This window comes from Paractinoplanes hotanensis (genome assembly GCF_023717965.1).
Taxonomy (GTDB): domain Bacteria; phylum Actinomycetota; class Actinomycetes; order Mycobacteriales; family Micromonosporaceae; genus Actinoplanes; species Actinoplanes polyasparticus.
In genome coordinates, this window is the sequence record NZ_JAMQOL010000060.1 from 67,570 (window position 1) to 80,952 (window position 13,383).

The following is a 13,383-nucleotide window of genomic DNA, read 5'->3' on the forward strand; positions in this document are numbered from 1 at the left end:
GCGATGATGACCGGTCTCAGCGGGAGCGTGGTCGTGGTGACCGGCGCCGGCGGGCTCATCGGCTCGGCCGTCTGCTCGGCGCTGCTGCGGGAAGGGGCGACCGTGGTGGCCCAGTACCGCAACCGGCCGCCGGCCGTGCCGACCCACGTCAGTATTCAGGCCGATCTGACCGATGAGGACCAGGTGCGCAAGATCTTCGCAGAGGCAAGATCGACGGTGGGCGCCCCCGACGGTTGTATCGCCGCGGCCGCCACGTGGCCGCCGAACCGGACGGCGATCGTCGACATGACAACCGCTGAGTGGCACGAACATTTCACGGCCAACGCACTGATGACCTTCCTGACCGTGCGTGAGTTTCTGGCGGATGTCCGGTCCCGCGGTACCGGGTCGCTGGTGCTGATGGGTGCCGCGGCGGCGACCTACGGCCACCCGGGCCGCGCGCACTTCGCCGCCAGCAAATCAGCCGTCACCTTCGGACTGTTGCAGAGTCTGGTGGACGAGATGACCGCACTGGCGCCGCGGGCCAGGGTCAACCTCGTGGCCCCCGGATCGGTCGGCACCGGCGAACCGCCGGTCGTCGACGCCGATGACGACACGGCCCCGCAGTCGTTCCTGGCGCTGCCCGATCCGCCGTCGGCCGACGACGTCGCCAGCGCCGTCGTGTGGCTGCTGTCGCCGCGGCTGTCCGGCGCGGTGACGGGACAGGTCGTGCGGGTCGACGCCGGGCTGGCGGGCCGGTTCCGCCGGAAGGTCGTCCGCGATTCGGACCTCGCCGCGGCCGCTGCCGACGGGACGGCCCGGTCATGACGGCGCGATGCGTGGTCGTCGGGGTCGACGGGTTTACGTTTCGCCACATCCAGCCGCTGCTCGGCCGGGGGCTGATGCCGAACATGGCGTCCCTACTGCGGGGCGGGGCGAGCGCCCGGCTGGTCTCGTCGACGCCATGGCAGACGCCGGTAGGCTGGACCACCTACGCGACTGGGGTCAACCCCGGCCAGCACGGCATCTACGGTTGGTGGTCACCCGACCTGTCGTCGGGCGAGCTGCGGCCGTCCAGCGGGGCGACGGTCGGCAACGCCCGGATCTGGGAGATCCTGTCCGGCGCCGGCCTGCGGGTCGGCGTGGTCAACGTGCCGATGACCTATCCGGCCAGGCCGCTCGACGGTTTCCTCCTCGCCGGCCTGGACTCCCCGTTCGCCACGCCCGAGGTGGACAGCCTGTTCGCATATCCGCGCGGCCTGCGCGAGGAGCTGCTGGCCGAAGGGCTCGACTACCGGGTCACGCCGGACCTGTCGCCCGCCGTGCCCATCGCCGAGATGGCCGCCCGGTGGGCTGAGGTCGAGCGGGCCCGGGTCGGCGCGAGCGAGCTGCTCTACGAGCGGTTCCAGCCCGACTTCCTGCAGGTGAACCTGTTCCTGACCGACTACATCGCGCACCGGAGCCGGCCGGCCGAAGCGAGCTTCGAGACGGCCTACCGGACCGGCGACGAGCTGATCGGGCGGCTGCGTCGGCTGGCCGGGCCGGAGACCACGTTCATCATCGTGTCCGACCACGGCTCGCTGGAGATCGACAAGTTCATCATGATCCACAACGTCCTGCGCGACTGCGGCCTGCTGCACTTCGGCCCATGGCTGGCCGACGAGCACGTGCCGGGGATCCTTGGCCTGCCGGCGTCCGCGCCTCAGGTCCGGTCCATGGTGGAGATGCTGCGCAGCAAGGGAGTCGAGTACCGCGAGTCGGCCTACCGGGATGTGCAGGCCGAGCACGCGGGCGCGAACATCGGCTTCAGCACCATCGACTGGGACCGCACGAAGGCGTTCTGCACCTCCGACTACGGCCAGGTGACCGTGAACCGCAGCCGGGGCCGCGCGGCCGTCACCAGCGCCGACGAGGCCGCGCGGGTGCTGGTCCAGGTCCGGGCCGCGCTCCTCGCGCTCGACGACGGCCAGGGTCCACTGGTGAGCCACATTATCGACCGCGACGGCCTCTACTGGGGGCACCAGGCACCCAAGGGCCCCGACCTGACCCCGGTGCTGGCCGACCACAGGTACTACTTCTGCCAGGTCTACAGCTTCTACCGGCACCCGGAGAGCCGTCTGATCGCGCCGGTGGCTGACGTCGTCGATCCCGTCGCGACCGGCTGTGTCGGCGACCACGACCCCTACGGCGTCCTGGTCATGGCCGGCCCCGACGTGCCGGCGGGGGTCAGACTGCCGGACGCGTCTATTGTGGACCTGGCCCCGACGATCCTGCAGCGGTACGGGCTCGATCCGTTGCCTGAGTTCGACGGCGTCGCGCTGCTGGACTTCCTCGGTGGGGTCCGGCCGGCCTCGGCGAGCGCGTCCCCGGCCGAGCCTGCGGACGCGTCGGGCCTGGCTCAGCGCCTGCGCGACCTCGGCTACCGGATCTGAGCGTCACTCCTTCAGCGGCGGCAGCGGCTTCCCGCCGACCTCAAGGCTCCCGCGCGCGGCGGCGTAGAAGTCGTCTCCGGCCTGGGCGGCCTCGGCAACGGCGAGCTCCCACCCGTTTGGATCGGCCTCGTGCCGGGCGATCAAGCTGCATCTGCCAGATGGCCTCGCGCCGGGCCGCCGCCACCGTGGCCGCGTCGCTCAGGAGCAGCACGGACTCCCACGCAAGGGCGCGCTCGACGTCGGCCTCCACGAGCAGCTTCAGGCCCGGCCTCCCGCTCGATGGGGTGCGTCGCGGCGCCCGGCCGGTCCTCGGCCGAGATACCCGCGGCCAGATAGCGGAGCCGCTTGATCGCGCGCGCATAGTCGGCGTAAGCCTCCGCGCGCCGGGCATCCCAGCGTGCGTCGCGCTCCCGTCGCCACCGCGCCCGGTCCGTCACGACCGCGGTCAGCAGCGTCCCTGCCGTGCCTATGGCCATGCCGACCAGGGCGGGCAACTGATCCGACACGGCGGACACGCCGCCAGTACGCGGCAGCGGTGCGGACCCGGTCGGATCCGGCGATCATTCAGCGGGTTCGAGTGGCCAGCCGGGAACGTCCGAGTCGTCGTAGCGGATCGAGACCCGGGTCAGGCGCGTGCAGCCCTCGATCGCGGTCTCCCCGGAACCGCTGCCCAGGCCGCTGTGCTTGTGTCCCTCGAACGGGAATGCCGGGTGGTAGACGCGGGTCGTGTTGCCCCAGACCGTGCCGACCTGCAGCTGGCTCGCCATGCGCAGCATCCGACCTGTGTCGTGCGTCCAGACGGTCGCGGTCAGCCCGAGGTCGACGTCGTTGGCCAGCGCGACCGCTTCCTCCTCCGTATCGAAGGTCAGCACCGCCAGCACGGGCCCGAATATCTCCTCCCGCGCGATGGTCGCGGTCGGCTCCACGCCGGTGAACACGGTGGGCTCGACGAAGTATCCGCGCCCGTCGACGTCGGCTGGCCGCCCGCCGCCGGCCACGAGCGTTGCCTCGGACCGTCCGGTCGCGATGTAGCCGCAGACGCGGTCGTACTGCACCCGGGACGCAATTGGTCCTATATGGACGGACGAGTTCAGGGGATCGCCGGCCCGCACGCGACCCGCCAGCTCGGCCACGCGGGCGGTGAACTCGTCGGCGATACGCGCGTCGACTAGCAGCCGGGTGCCGGCACTGCAGGCCTGGCCGGTGTTGGCGAACACGCTCCACACCGACGCGCGCAGTGCCCGGTCGAGATCGGCGTCGGCAAAGATGATGTTCGGCGACTTGCCGCCCATCTCCAGGACGACCTTCTTGAAGGTTTCCGATGCTGCCACGTTGACGCGTCGGCCGGTGGCGACGCTGCCGGTGAACGAAATGGCGCCGACACCGGGATGGCGGGCCAGGGCGTCGCCCACCGCGCCGTCGCCGGTCACCACGTTGATCAGCCCGCGCGGCAGGCCTGCGTGGTCGGCCAGCTCGGCCAGCCGCAGCGCCGAGTGCGGCGAGACCTCCGAGGGCTTCACGACCGCAGCGTTCCCGCCGGCGAGCGCGACCGCGACCGCCCCGACGAACGACGGCAGCGGGTCGTTCCACGGCAGGATGACGCCGGCCACACCGACCGGCTGCCGGACCGTGTAGGACAGGTGGCCGGGGAGCGCCGGGATCTGCTGCCCCCACAACCGGGTCGCCACCCCGCTCCAGTACCGCAGGCACCCCACCGCTCCGGGCACCTGAGCCCGCGACTCCCGAACCGGCCGTCCCATGTCGACAGTGTCGTGCAACGCCAACTGCTCGACGTCCTGCGCGATGAGCCGGCCCCACTGCTCCAGCCCGGCGGCCCGATCGTCCGGCGCCATCCGCCACCACGCCCGCTGCGCGTCCGCAGCCGCAGCGACGGCCGCGTCCACCTGCCGGGCGTCCGCCTGGACGACGTCGGCCACCGGCTCTTCGGTGGCGGGATTAACGGTGGTAAATACGCTGGCGCCTGACGTGTCCGCTCGACCGGCGATAAACGGGTAAGTTGCCCGACGGGTGGCCATCTGCCGTCCTCCCGCGTGGCCACGCATCCACCCCGCGGCCCCAACAAAACGATGAACATCACTTTATCACGAGTGCCGGGATCGGCCGTCCCGTGGCGCTACAACACTACGCTCACCATGCGACCGGCGACAACGATGACCTTCTTCGGCTCCCGGCCCCCCAGGGCGTCGGCCACCTCGGCCAGCGCCGCGGCGCGGACCTCTTCCTCACCCGCTTCGACGGCGACCTCGATCCGGCCGCGGACCTTCCCGCCCACCTGCACCGGGTAGGTCACGGACTCCGCGACCAGCAGCGCGGCATCGGCCACCGGAAAGTCCGCATAGGTCAGTGACTCGCGGTGGCCCAGGCGCTCCCAGAGCTCCTCGGCAAGGTGCGGGGCAAACGGGGCGAGCATCAGGATCAGCGACTCCGCGAGGACGCGCGGGGTGCTGTCGGCCGCGATGGCGGTCGCCCAGTTCGTCAGTTCGATCAGCTTCGCGATCGCGGTGTTGAAGCGCAGGCCCTCCAAGTCGGACCGCACGCCGTCGATGGTGCGGTGCAACAGCCGCTCGGTCTCGGCGTCCAGGCCGGCGTCAACGACCCGGGTGGCACCGGTCTCCTCGTCGATGACCAGCCGCCACACCCGCCGCAGGAACCGCTGCGATCCGACCACGGCCCGGGTCTCCCACGGCCGGGACATGTCCAGCGGGCCCATCGACATCTCGTAGACCCGGAACGTGTCGGCGCCGTACATGGCGCACATGTCGTCGGGCGTCACCACGTTCTTGAGCGACTTGCCCATCTTGCCGTACTCCCGGTTGACCTGCTCGTCGCCGAGCCAGAAGGTGCCGTCGCGCTGGACGACCTCCTCGGCCGGCACGTAGAAGCCACGGCTGTCGGTGTAGGCGTACGCCTGGATGTAGCCCTGGTTGTAGAGGCGCCGGAACGGTTCGAACGAGGACACGTGGCCGAGGTCGTAGAGGACCTTGTGCCAGAACCGGGCGTACAGCAGGTGCAGCACGGCGTGCTCGACGCCGCCGACGTACAGGTCCACCCCGCCGGAGTCGCCGTCGTGCTTAGGGCCCATCCAGTACCGCTCGTTGGCCGGGTCGACCATCACCTCGTCGTTGCCCGGATCGAGGTACCGCAGCTCGTACCAGCAGGAGCCCGCCCACTGCGGCATCGTGTTGGTCTCCCGGTGGTACCGCTTCGGGCCGTCGCCCAGGTCCAGCGTCACCTCGACCCAGTCCTGCGCCCGCGACAGCGGCGCCTCCGGCTCGCTGTCCGCGTCCTCGGGATCGAACGTGCGCGGCGAAAAGTCGTCGATCTCGGGCAGTTCGAGCGGCAGCATGGACTCGGGGAGCGCCACCGGGAGCCCGGCCTCGTCGTAGAGGATCGGAAAGGGCTCGCCCCAGTAGCGCTGCCGGCTGAACAACCAGTCGCGCAGCCGATAGGTCACGGTGCGCTCGCCGTAGCCCTCGGCGATCAGCCACTCGATGGTCTTCGCCTTGGCGTCGCTGACGTTCAGCCCGTCCAGGCTGAACCCCGTCTCAGGGTTGGCGGAGTTGACGGCGGGCCCGTCCGCCGTGTATGCCTTGCCGTCGAAGTCCGCCGTCGGCCGGACGGTCCGGACGATCGGCAGGTCGAACACCTCGGCGAAGTCCCAGTCCCGCTCGTCCTGCCCGGGCACAGCCATGATCGCGCCGGTGCCGTAGGTAGCCAGGACGTAGTCGGCGACGAAGATCGGGATTCTGGCCCCGTTGGCTGGGTTGGTCGCGTAGGCGCCGATGAAGACCCCGGTCTTCGTCCGGGACTCGGCGGTGCGTTGCGCCTCCGTCTCGCGGGCCACGGCCGCCCGGTATGCGCTCACCGCATCGGCTGGCGTGCGGTGGCCCCCGGTCCACTGCGGCTTGGCACCCTCCGGCCAGGCGGCCGGCACCAGCTTGTCGACGATCGCGTGCTCCGGGGCGACCACCAGGTAGGTAGCGCCGAAGATGGTGTCCGGCCTGGTGGTGAAGACCCGCACGGCGCGGTCGCCGACCGGAAAGCCGATGTATGCGCCGGTGGACCGGCCGATCCAGTGCCGCTGCATCTGCTTGACCGACTCCGGCCAGTCCAGCGCGTCCAGATCCTCCAGTAGCCGGTCCCCGTAGGCGGTGATCCGCAGCATCCACTGCTTCAAGGTGCGCGAGTACACCGGGAAGTTGCCGCGCTCGCTGCGCCCGTCGGACGTGACCTCCTCGTTGGCCAGCACCGTGCCCAGGCCGGGGCACCAGTTCACCGGCGCCTCGGAGATAAACGCCAACCGGTGGTTGTCGACGATCTGTCGCCGCTGCGCCGTGGAGAGCTCCGCCCACGGCCGGCCTGCCGGGGTGGGCCGCTCGTTGCGCTCGTATTCGGTGATCAGCTCGGCGATCGGCCGGGCCCGGCGCTGTTCGGAGTCGAACCAGGAGTTGAAGATCTGCAGGAAGATCCACTGGGTCCAACGGTAGAAGCTCACGTCGGTGGTGGCGACCGAGCGCCGAGTGTCGTAGGCCAGCCCCAGCCGGCGCATCTGCAGCCGGTAACGCTCGACGTTCTCCTCGGTGGTCACCCGCGGGTATTTTCCTGTCTGTACCGCGTATTGCTCCGCCGGCAGCCCGAACGCGTCGAAGCCCATAGCGTGCAGCACGTTTCGGCCGATCATCCGCTGGAAGCGGCCGTAGCAGTCGGTCCCGATGTAGCCCAGCGGATGCCCGACGTGCAGCCCGGCGCCGGAGGGGTAGGGGAACATGTCCAGCACGAACAGCTTCTCCGCGCCCGCCCGGGGGTGCTTCGGGTCGGCCAGCGCACCGACGGGGTTGGCCGCATAGAAGGTGCCGTCCTCGTCCCAGCGGTCCTGCCACCGCTCCTCGATCTCGTTCGCCATGGCAGCGGTGTAGCGGTGCGGCGGAATGTCCCCCGCGGGCGCATCGCTAGCTTCCGGCGTCGCCGAAGCGTTCACCTTGTTCATGGGTTACCTCACCTTGCCGGTGCTGGTGTCTGTGGGCGTGCAAAATCCAAAGAAGCAAGCTCTCCGGGCACGCTGGGCATTTTACTGCCTCGGTATGGGCCGAATGGCCGCCGCATTGCCAATCGGGCCCGCGGCCCGCGGCTGGTCAACCGAAGAGTTCACCCGATAGGGCACGCGATACGAAGCCGTCGGGCCCGACGGGCAAATCCCCAACCAGGGTGATCCGCTCGACCACCCGGTCGACCTGCCAGCCTTCGAGATCGACCGGACCGACGTGGGCCGTGGCGCGATTGTCCCAGAAGGCCACGCTGTGTGGTTCCCACCGGAAACGCACGGTGCAGTCCGGGCGGAACGCAACATGGTACAGAAGATTGAGGATCTCCTGGCTTTCGTGGTTGGACAGCCCGGCGATGTGCGTCGTGAAGTAGGGGTTGACGAAGAGCGCCCGCTCACCTGTCTCCGGATGGACCCGCACCACCGGGTGCACGGCCGTGCGCGGCGACTCGACCGCGGGGCGGCCCGCGTCGCCCGAGAACCCCCGCCAGCGGTGCACGGCCTGCAGTCCGTCCACCAGCCGCCGGACCGGCGGGGAGAGGGCCTCGTAGGCCGCGACCACGTTGCTGAACATGGTGTCCCCGCCATATGGCGGGACCGTGATCGCACGGAGGATCGAGGCCATCGGCGGGTTGGGCAGGAAGGTGAGATCGGTGTGCCAGCGCCTGGTCAGGTCCAGAGATTCCGATGTGGATGCATTGAGGTTGCCGGACCCGGACGGCGGGGCCGCAACCTCGTGCTCGAGCCGGAGGATCTCGCGGTGGCCGTGCGCGCCGTCGGGCGCGACCACCGGGTGGGCCGGCGTCACGGCGCCGAACCGCCGGCCGAACTCGAGCTGCTGCTCGGGAGTGAGGCGCTGGTCGCGGAAGAACACTACCTTCCACCGCAGCAGCGCGGCTCGGATCTCCGCGACAGTGGCGGTGTCCAGCGGGGCCGACAGATCGGCGCCGACGACCTCGGCGCCCACGACCGTGGTCATGGGCACCACCCGGAGCATCGATGCCGACGAGGACATATCCCACGTCTTCTCTCTGTCTCGCAATTGCCCGCCCGAACGGCTGAGTATACGGCATCGCCACGTATCATGGACAACCGCCGATGCCTCACGGTAGAGTCCACGCACAGGAGCCTCGATGAGGTGGGGGCCGAATGAACGCTCGGGATGTGGCTCGTCTTCCGAACATTCTCTTCGTCTCGCTCGATACGGTGCGGGCCGACGTCGCTTTCTCGGGAAAGCTCCCCGGTGTCGAACGATTGCGACAGCAAGGCACCACGTTTCGGGAGGCCGTGTCCTCGTGCCCGTTGACACCGGTGAGCCACGCGACCGTCTTCACCGGCCTCCAACCGACCCGGCACGGCGTGCGCCACCTGTTCCGCGAGCAGCTGCGGACCGATGTCCCGACGCTTGCCGAGTGTCTGCGCGCGGCTGGCTATGCGACGGGCGCGGTCGTGTCCTGCCCCGGTCTCGATGCGTGGTACGGCATCAACCGCGGCTTCGACCTCTACGACTACGAGATCCCGCTGCTGCCCGACGGCCGGGATCCGCTGCGGGTCAACGACGTCAAGCTGCGCGGCCTGGCGCTGAAGCGGGCGCCGGTCGTGGTCGAGCGGGCGAGCGCCTGGCTCGCCGAGCAGACGCGGCCGTTCTTTCTCTTCGCCCATTTCTTCGATGCGCACTGGCCGTACGAGCCGCCGGAGGACGTCGGCGTCCCGGTCGACAATCCCTATGAGGGCGAGGTCGCGTACAGCGACTTCTACCTGCAGCGCCTGCTGGACACCGTGCAGGGCATGGGGACGTCACCCGACTCTTTGCTGACCGTGTGTTTCTCGGATCACGGCGAAGATCTTGGCGGTTGGTACCCCAACGACCACGCCAACGGACGGGGTTATCCCTACGAGGAGGGCCACGGCTGCCTGCTGTTCGATGCGACGCAGCACGTGCCGCTCATCATGAGCGGGCACGGCGTGCCGGTCGGTCGCGAGGTGCACCAGCAGGTGCGCCTCGTCGACATCCTGCCCACCGTGCTCGACCTGCTCGGCCTGGACACGCCGGCAAGCGACGGAGCCTCCCTGACCGAGTTTTTCGGCGGCGGCGGCCGGTCGCGCCCGGCGTACTCGGAGACGCATTTCCCGGAGGAGCTGGCTGCTTCCTCGGGGTACAGCGGGCTGAGCCCGCTCGCGTCGGTGCGGATGCGGGACGACGCTGGGGCCCGCACCAAGCTCGTGTGGCAGCTCGGCGGTTCCGGTGTCACGTTCTACGATCTCGCGGCGGACCCCAATGAGGAGCACGGCGTTCCGATGACCGGGTGTCCGGCGACCTCGCCGGTCGACACCGTCGTCAGAACCGAGCCCACAGTTGCCGCTGCGCCGGGTCCAACCGAATAAGACCGCCGTAGGGCAGGCAGATCTGCGGGTCGGTGTGCCCGAAGTCGACGTTCTGGACCACCGGCACCGTGGGGTTGTACTGGCGAATCGTGTGCAGGGTCGTCCGCCGCTGCTCGGCCCGGTATGCCCGGCGGGCATCGGCGTCGCGCTGGTTGTCGAACTCCCACGCCTTCGGCCGGCCGACCACAACGGCCCGCACTTGGGCCAGGATGCCACGCTCGCCAAGCGCCCGGTAGACGCGGTGCACGACCGGCGCGGGCGGAAGGTCCTCCGAGGTCTCCGTGACCAGGACGATGGACGCGAACTCCTCCAGCGACGGCAGCCGCTGGCCGTGCCGCATCAGCTCGTCCACCGACTCCAGACAGCCTCCCCACGAGATCCCGCTGGCCGCGCCCTCGCCGTCCCAGTACCACCCGTCGTTGGGCTCGTAGGCCCGCCGCGTCGCGAGCAGCGACGGATCGTTCCAGGTCAGCCCGATGTCGTTGAACTCCTCGCTCGGCTGCAGCGCGCACTCGCCCCGGTGGAACAGCGCCGTCGTCAGGTAGTCCAGCGTGAACTTGTCCATCTCGCCGTGCATGCCGAACTGCGCGATGATGTGTCCGCCGTAGAAGGACGGCACGCGGCAGTGCCACAGATGATTGGCGAAATGCGTATTGTCGCTGAAGCCGAAGAAGGGCTTGGGATTCCGGCGGAACGGGTCGACCGGCAGATGCTTGACATACGTTATCTGGTCGTCGCCGCCGAGGCTCGCGAAGACCGCCTTGATGCTGTCATCGGCAAACGCGGCGATGAGATCGTTGGCCCGCTCCGCGGCCGTCGCCCCGAGTCGACGGGTCGTCGGGTATTCCACGGGCTCCAGCCCGAGGTGCTCGGAGAGCCGGTTCAGCCCCAGCTCGAATACGGCCGGCCAGCGCGCGGGAGCCGCCATCGACGGCGACACGATCGCAACACGATCCCCTTTGGCGAGCGTCGGCAGGGGCTGAAACGAAAGTGGATCCGTCTGCACGGGAGGACCCTAACAGAATCCGATCAGCGGACGTCCCGACGCATGGAAGGAAAGAGCACCACGTCGCGGAGATTCGGCGCGTCGGTGATCAGCGCGATGAACCGGTCGATGCCGATGCCCAGCCCGGACATCGGCGGCATGCCATACTCCATCGCCTCGATGAAGTCCTCCTCGGCCATCGTCGCCGCCGGCGGCGCGCATCGTCGCTTGCTCCACGAGGCGGTTGCGCTGGTCGACCGGGTCGACGAGCTCCGAGTAGGCCTTGAGCAGCTCTCACGAGTGCACCACGACCTGGAACATGTCGAGGTGGTTCGAATCCTCGTCGCTGCGCCGGGCCAGCGGCGCAAGCTCAACCGGATGGTGCACGAGGAAGCACGGCTGGATCAGGCTCGGCCGCACCGTGCGCTGTAGAGCAGATCTAGATTCAGCCCGGTCGGCCGTAGGTGCCGACGTCGGTCGGGTCCGGGTCGGGGGCCCGCTCCGGCTCTCCCGGCCGGCGGGCGTAGGCGCCGCCCGGGTCCTGCGCGGGGTAGACGGTGGGATCGTCCAGCGGAACCTTCAGCCACGACAGGATCTGGCGGAGCTGGTGGTATGCGGCCAACCGCTGCTCGTCCAGGCCGGACGCCTCGGCCGCGGCGATCGGCTCCCACAGGCGGCGCACCATGACCGGGCCGATCTCCAGCAGGCCTGCGCTCCCCCCGGTCGCCCAACGGGCCAGCACGTAACGGGCGATCACGCCGACCGGGATGCCGAGATTCCTTGACATCCCACGGATCGTGTGCAGCGGGTCGAGCAGGCCGTAGAGCTTGACCTCCGCCTTGAAGTTGGCGTGCTGATCACTCTCGGGCCACGTCCCGTGCCACCGTTCAAGCCTGATGACCGGCGCCTCCGCCGCTTCGTGCGGCTCTTCCATCGCCGTCGACTCCTTCGCGGGTGAGGTACGAGCTCAACTTGCGCAGCGACTCGGTCAGCACGCCCGGATGGCGGGCGCTCGTGATCCGCACCCAGCCGCCGCCAAGGCAAAACGTCAGGATACCCGGGAGCACCGCGACGCCCGCGGCGTCGAGCACGTCGCGGAAGGTGCGGTAGCCGTCGGGGTCGTCGCCCAGCGCGACCGCCAGGTTCATCGAGTAGCGCGCGGCCACCACCTGGGCCCCGGCCGCGGCGAGCGCCTCGGCGGCCTGCTGGCGCTGCCGGATCAGGATCGCCGAACGCTGGCACCGGTCGGCCTGGAACGCGTGCCAGGCCGCAGTCAGGGACGCCATCGTCAGCCCGTAGTCGCCGTCGAACATCGCCAGCTCGCGTCGCGCCGGCGTGATGCCCAGCAGCAGCATCCGTTCGAGCCGGGCCGCCACCTCGACCAGCGTGTAATAGAACGACGGCGGTCCGCCATATGATGACGATGCATACTCGTAGAACTCGGCGATGAATGCCGAGCTGGCGACGATCCAGCCGACCTTCAATCCGGGAATGGCGAATCCCTTGGACATACTGTTGATGCGAATGACCCGCGGGTCGGCCCGGCTGGCGCTGCGGATCTGCTCGGGACCGAGGCATTCATGGCACTCGTCCAGGATGATCATGGTGTCGGGTCCGGCCGCCGCGATCAGCTCGGCCAGCTCCGTTTCGTCGACCGTCGTTCCGGTCGGGTTGGTCACCGTCTGCAGCAGTACCGCGGGCGTGCGCTGCAGCAGGGCACCGATCAGCGGCTTCAGCGACGTGCGGCCCTCGGCGCAGTTCAGCGCCACGAGCCGGACCGGGTGCCGGCGGGCTACGGCCTCGACCAGCGGCGGATAGTTGGGCATCGCACACAGCGCCGGCTCCGGGCTGGTCGAGCCGTCGAGCACGAAGTCGGCCACCGCGCTCACCGCGAACGTGCCACCCATCGAGATCGCCACGTGCTCCGCACCGTACGGAGCACCGGCGATCCTCGCATTCTCCAGCTCGGCGATCGCCTCCCGGGCCGGACCGCGCCCGCGCGAGTCGGAGTAGCCGTACCAGTCGCGGTCCAGCGCATAGACGAGGGTCTGCTTGAGGACGGACGGCAGCCCGAACTGTTCCTCGTCGACGGAGCCGCTGGACAGGATCAGATGATCGGCGGACCGCAGCGACCCGTAGAGATCGTCCCTGAAGTACCAGTTGAACAGCTCCTTGATGAAGCGCGGGGTGCTCCGGGCGGTCAGGATCGTCTCGTCGTCGACCTCGCGCCGCACCCGGCACGCCCGCCAGGCCGCCGAGAACTCGGGCCGGGTCGACGCCGCGCCGCGCTCCGCCTCCACACGCCCCAGGAAGAGATTGCGCAACGCCATCGGATCGTCGGGGTTGACGGCTCGCCGGTAGATCTCGCGGAATCGGTCGTCCGGTGCACTCGACAACGAAGCACCCGCGAATGTGGCGCCGGCGTGAGTGACAATCTTGTCGGCCGGCCTGGGCCGGTCGCGACCGGCCGTGAGATTTCCGAACAAAACGGGCCGAGGCCCGACCGAATCCAATTGCGCCTCCTCATAACGGATACAATT

12 protein-coding genes are annotated in these 13,383 nt (G+C 69.5%); 4 read left to right on the top strand and 8 right to left on the bottom strand.

The window, feature by feature from the left end:
• Positions 1–3: 3 nt before the first annotated feature.
• Together LXN57_RS38885 and LXN57_RS38890 are read left to right on the top strand one after the other, a co-directional pair.
• Positions 4–807, top strand: a complete 804-nt coding sequence (locus LXN57_RS38885; protein WP_251803228.1) for an SDR family NAD(P)-dependent oxidoreductase — start codon at positions 4–6, stop codon at positions 805–807.
• Positions 804–2,411: an alkaline phosphatase family protein gene (locus tag LXN57_RS38890; protein ID WP_251803229.1), complete on the top strand. Its 1,608-nt coding sequence runs from the start codon at positions 804–806 to the stop codon at positions 2,409–2,411. Before LXN57_RS38885 ends, LXN57_RS38890 begins: the two co-directional genes overlap by 4 nt.
• A 3-nt stretch (positions 2,412–2,414) precedes the next feature.
• Here the strand turns inward: LXN57_RS38890 and LXN57_RS38895 are convergent, their stop codons facing one another.
• The 4 genes from LXN57_RS38895 to LXN57_RS38910 form a co-directional block, all read right to left on the bottom strand.
• Positions 2,415–2,555 (bottom strand): hypothetical protein, encoded by a 141-nt coding sequence (locus tag LXN57_RS38895; RefSeq protein WP_251803230.1) that lies wholly within the window; start codon positions 2,553–2,555, stop codon positions 2,415–2,417.
• A gap of 416 nt (positions 2,556–2,971) precedes the next feature.
• Positions 2,972–4,474 (bottom strand): aldehyde dehydrogenase family protein, encoded by a 1,503-nt coding sequence (locus LXN57_RS38900; RefSeq protein ID WP_308206691.1) that lies wholly within the window; start codon positions 4,472–4,474, stop codon positions 2,972–2,974.
• 71 nt (positions 4,475–4,545) lie between these two features.
• Complete coding sequence (gene leuS, locus LXN57_RS38905; RefSeq protein WP_251803232.1) at positions 4,546–7,419, bottom strand: leucine--tRNA ligase; 2,874 nt, start codon at positions 7,417–7,419, stop codon at positions 4,546–4,548.
• A gap of 145 nt (positions 7,420–7,564) precedes the next feature.
• Complete coding sequence (locus LXN57_RS38910; RefSeq protein ID WP_251803233.1) at positions 7,565–8,452, bottom strand: TauD/TfdA dioxygenase family protein; 888 nt, start codon at positions 8,450–8,452, stop codon at positions 7,565–7,567.
• 170 nt (positions 8,453–8,622) lie between these two features.
• On the opposite strand from LXN57_RS38910, the gene LXN57_RS38915 reads away from it, so the two are divergent.
• Complete coding sequence (locus tag LXN57_RS38915; protein ID WP_285904720.1) at positions 8,623–9,858, top strand: sulfatase; 1,236 nt, start codon at positions 8,623–8,625, stop codon at positions 9,856–9,858.
• Here the strand turns inward: LXN57_RS38915 and LXN57_RS38920 are convergent.
• Positions 9,812–10,864, bottom strand: a complete 1,053-nt coding sequence (locus LXN57_RS38920) for a S66 family peptidase (protein ID WP_251803235.1) — start codon at positions 10,862–10,864, stop codon at positions 9,812–9,814. The two genes, LXN57_RS38915 and LXN57_RS38920, sit on opposite strands and share 47 nt — an antisense overlap.
• Positions 10,865–10,887: 23 nt before the next feature.
• Positions 10,888–11,043: an amino acid--tRNA ligase-related protein gene (locus LXN57_RS38925; protein WP_251803236.1), complete on the bottom strand. Its 156-nt coding sequence runs from the start codon at positions 11,041–11,043 to the stop codon at positions 10,888–10,890.
• On the opposite strand from LXN57_RS38925, the gene LXN57_RS38930 reads away from it, so the two are divergent.
• Positions 11,024–11,275 carry a hypothetical protein gene (locus LXN57_RS38930; protein ID WP_251803237.1) on the top strand — a complete coding sequence of 84 codons (252 nt, stop codon included), beginning with the start codon at positions 11,024–11,026 and terminating at the stop codon, positions 11,273–11,275. The genes LXN57_RS38925 and LXN57_RS38930 overlap by 20 nt on opposite strands.
• Positions 11,276–11,288: 13 nt before the next feature.
• Here LXN57_RS38930 and LXN57_RS38935 read toward each other — a convergent pair whose 3' ends face one another.
• Both LXN57_RS38935 and LXN57_RS38940 read right to left on the bottom strand, forming a co-directional pair.
• Positions 11,289–11,777: a DUF6027 family protein gene (locus LXN57_RS38935; RefSeq protein WP_251803238.1), complete on the bottom strand. Its 489-nt coding sequence runs from the start codon at positions 11,775–11,777 to the stop codon at positions 11,289–11,291.
• The gene (locus LXN57_RS38940; protein WP_251803239.1) at positions 11,731–13,239 is read right to left on the bottom strand and encodes a pyridoxal phosphate-dependent aminotransferase; all 1,509 of its coding nucleotides are present in this window, start codon (positions 13,237–13,239) and stop codon (positions 11,731–11,733) included. The genes LXN57_RS38935 and LXN57_RS38940 overlap by 47 nt, the downstream gene beginning before the upstream one ends.
• Between the last annotated feature and the right edge of the window lie 144 nt (positions 13,240–13,383).

Bases quoted from the DNA above. Each gene is read 5' to 3' on its own strand.
- LXN57_RS38915 (WP_285904720.1), top strand. From the start codon at position 8,623: ATGAACGCTCGGGATGTGGCTCGTCTTCCGAACATTCTCTTCGTCTCG.
- LXN57_RS38935 (WP_251803238.1), bottom strand. From the start codon at position 11,777: ATGGAAGAGCCGCACGAAGCGGCGGAGGCGCCGGTCATCAGGCTTGAA.
- leuS (WP_251803232.1), bottom strand. From the start codon at position 7,419: ATGAACAAGGTGAACGCTTCGGCGACGCCGGAAGCTAGCGATGCGCCC.
- LXN57_RS38930 (WP_251803237.1), top strand. From the start codon at position 11,024: ATGAAGTCCTCCTCGGCCATCGTCGCCGCCGGCGGCGCGCATCGTCGC.
- LXN57_RS38890 (WP_251803229.1), top strand. From the start codon at position 804: ATGACGGCGCGATGCGTGGTCGTCGGGGTCGACGGGTTTACGTTTCGC.
- LXN57_RS38885 (WP_251803228.1), top strand. From the start codon at position 4: ATGATGACCGGTCTCAGCGGGAGCGTGGTCGTGGTGACCGGCGCCGGC.
- LXN57_RS38925 (WP_251803236.1), bottom strand. From the start codon at position 11,043: ATGGCCGAGGAGGACTTCATCGAGGCGATGGAGTATGGCATGCCGCCG.
- LXN57_RS38900 (WP_308206691.1), bottom strand. From the start codon at position 4,474: ATGCGTGGCCACGCGGGAGGACGGCAGATGGCCACCCGTCGGGCAACT.
- LXN57_RS38910 (WP_251803233.1), bottom strand. From the start codon at position 8,452: ATGACCACGGTCGTGGGCGCCGAGGTCGTCGGCGCCGATCTGTCGGCC.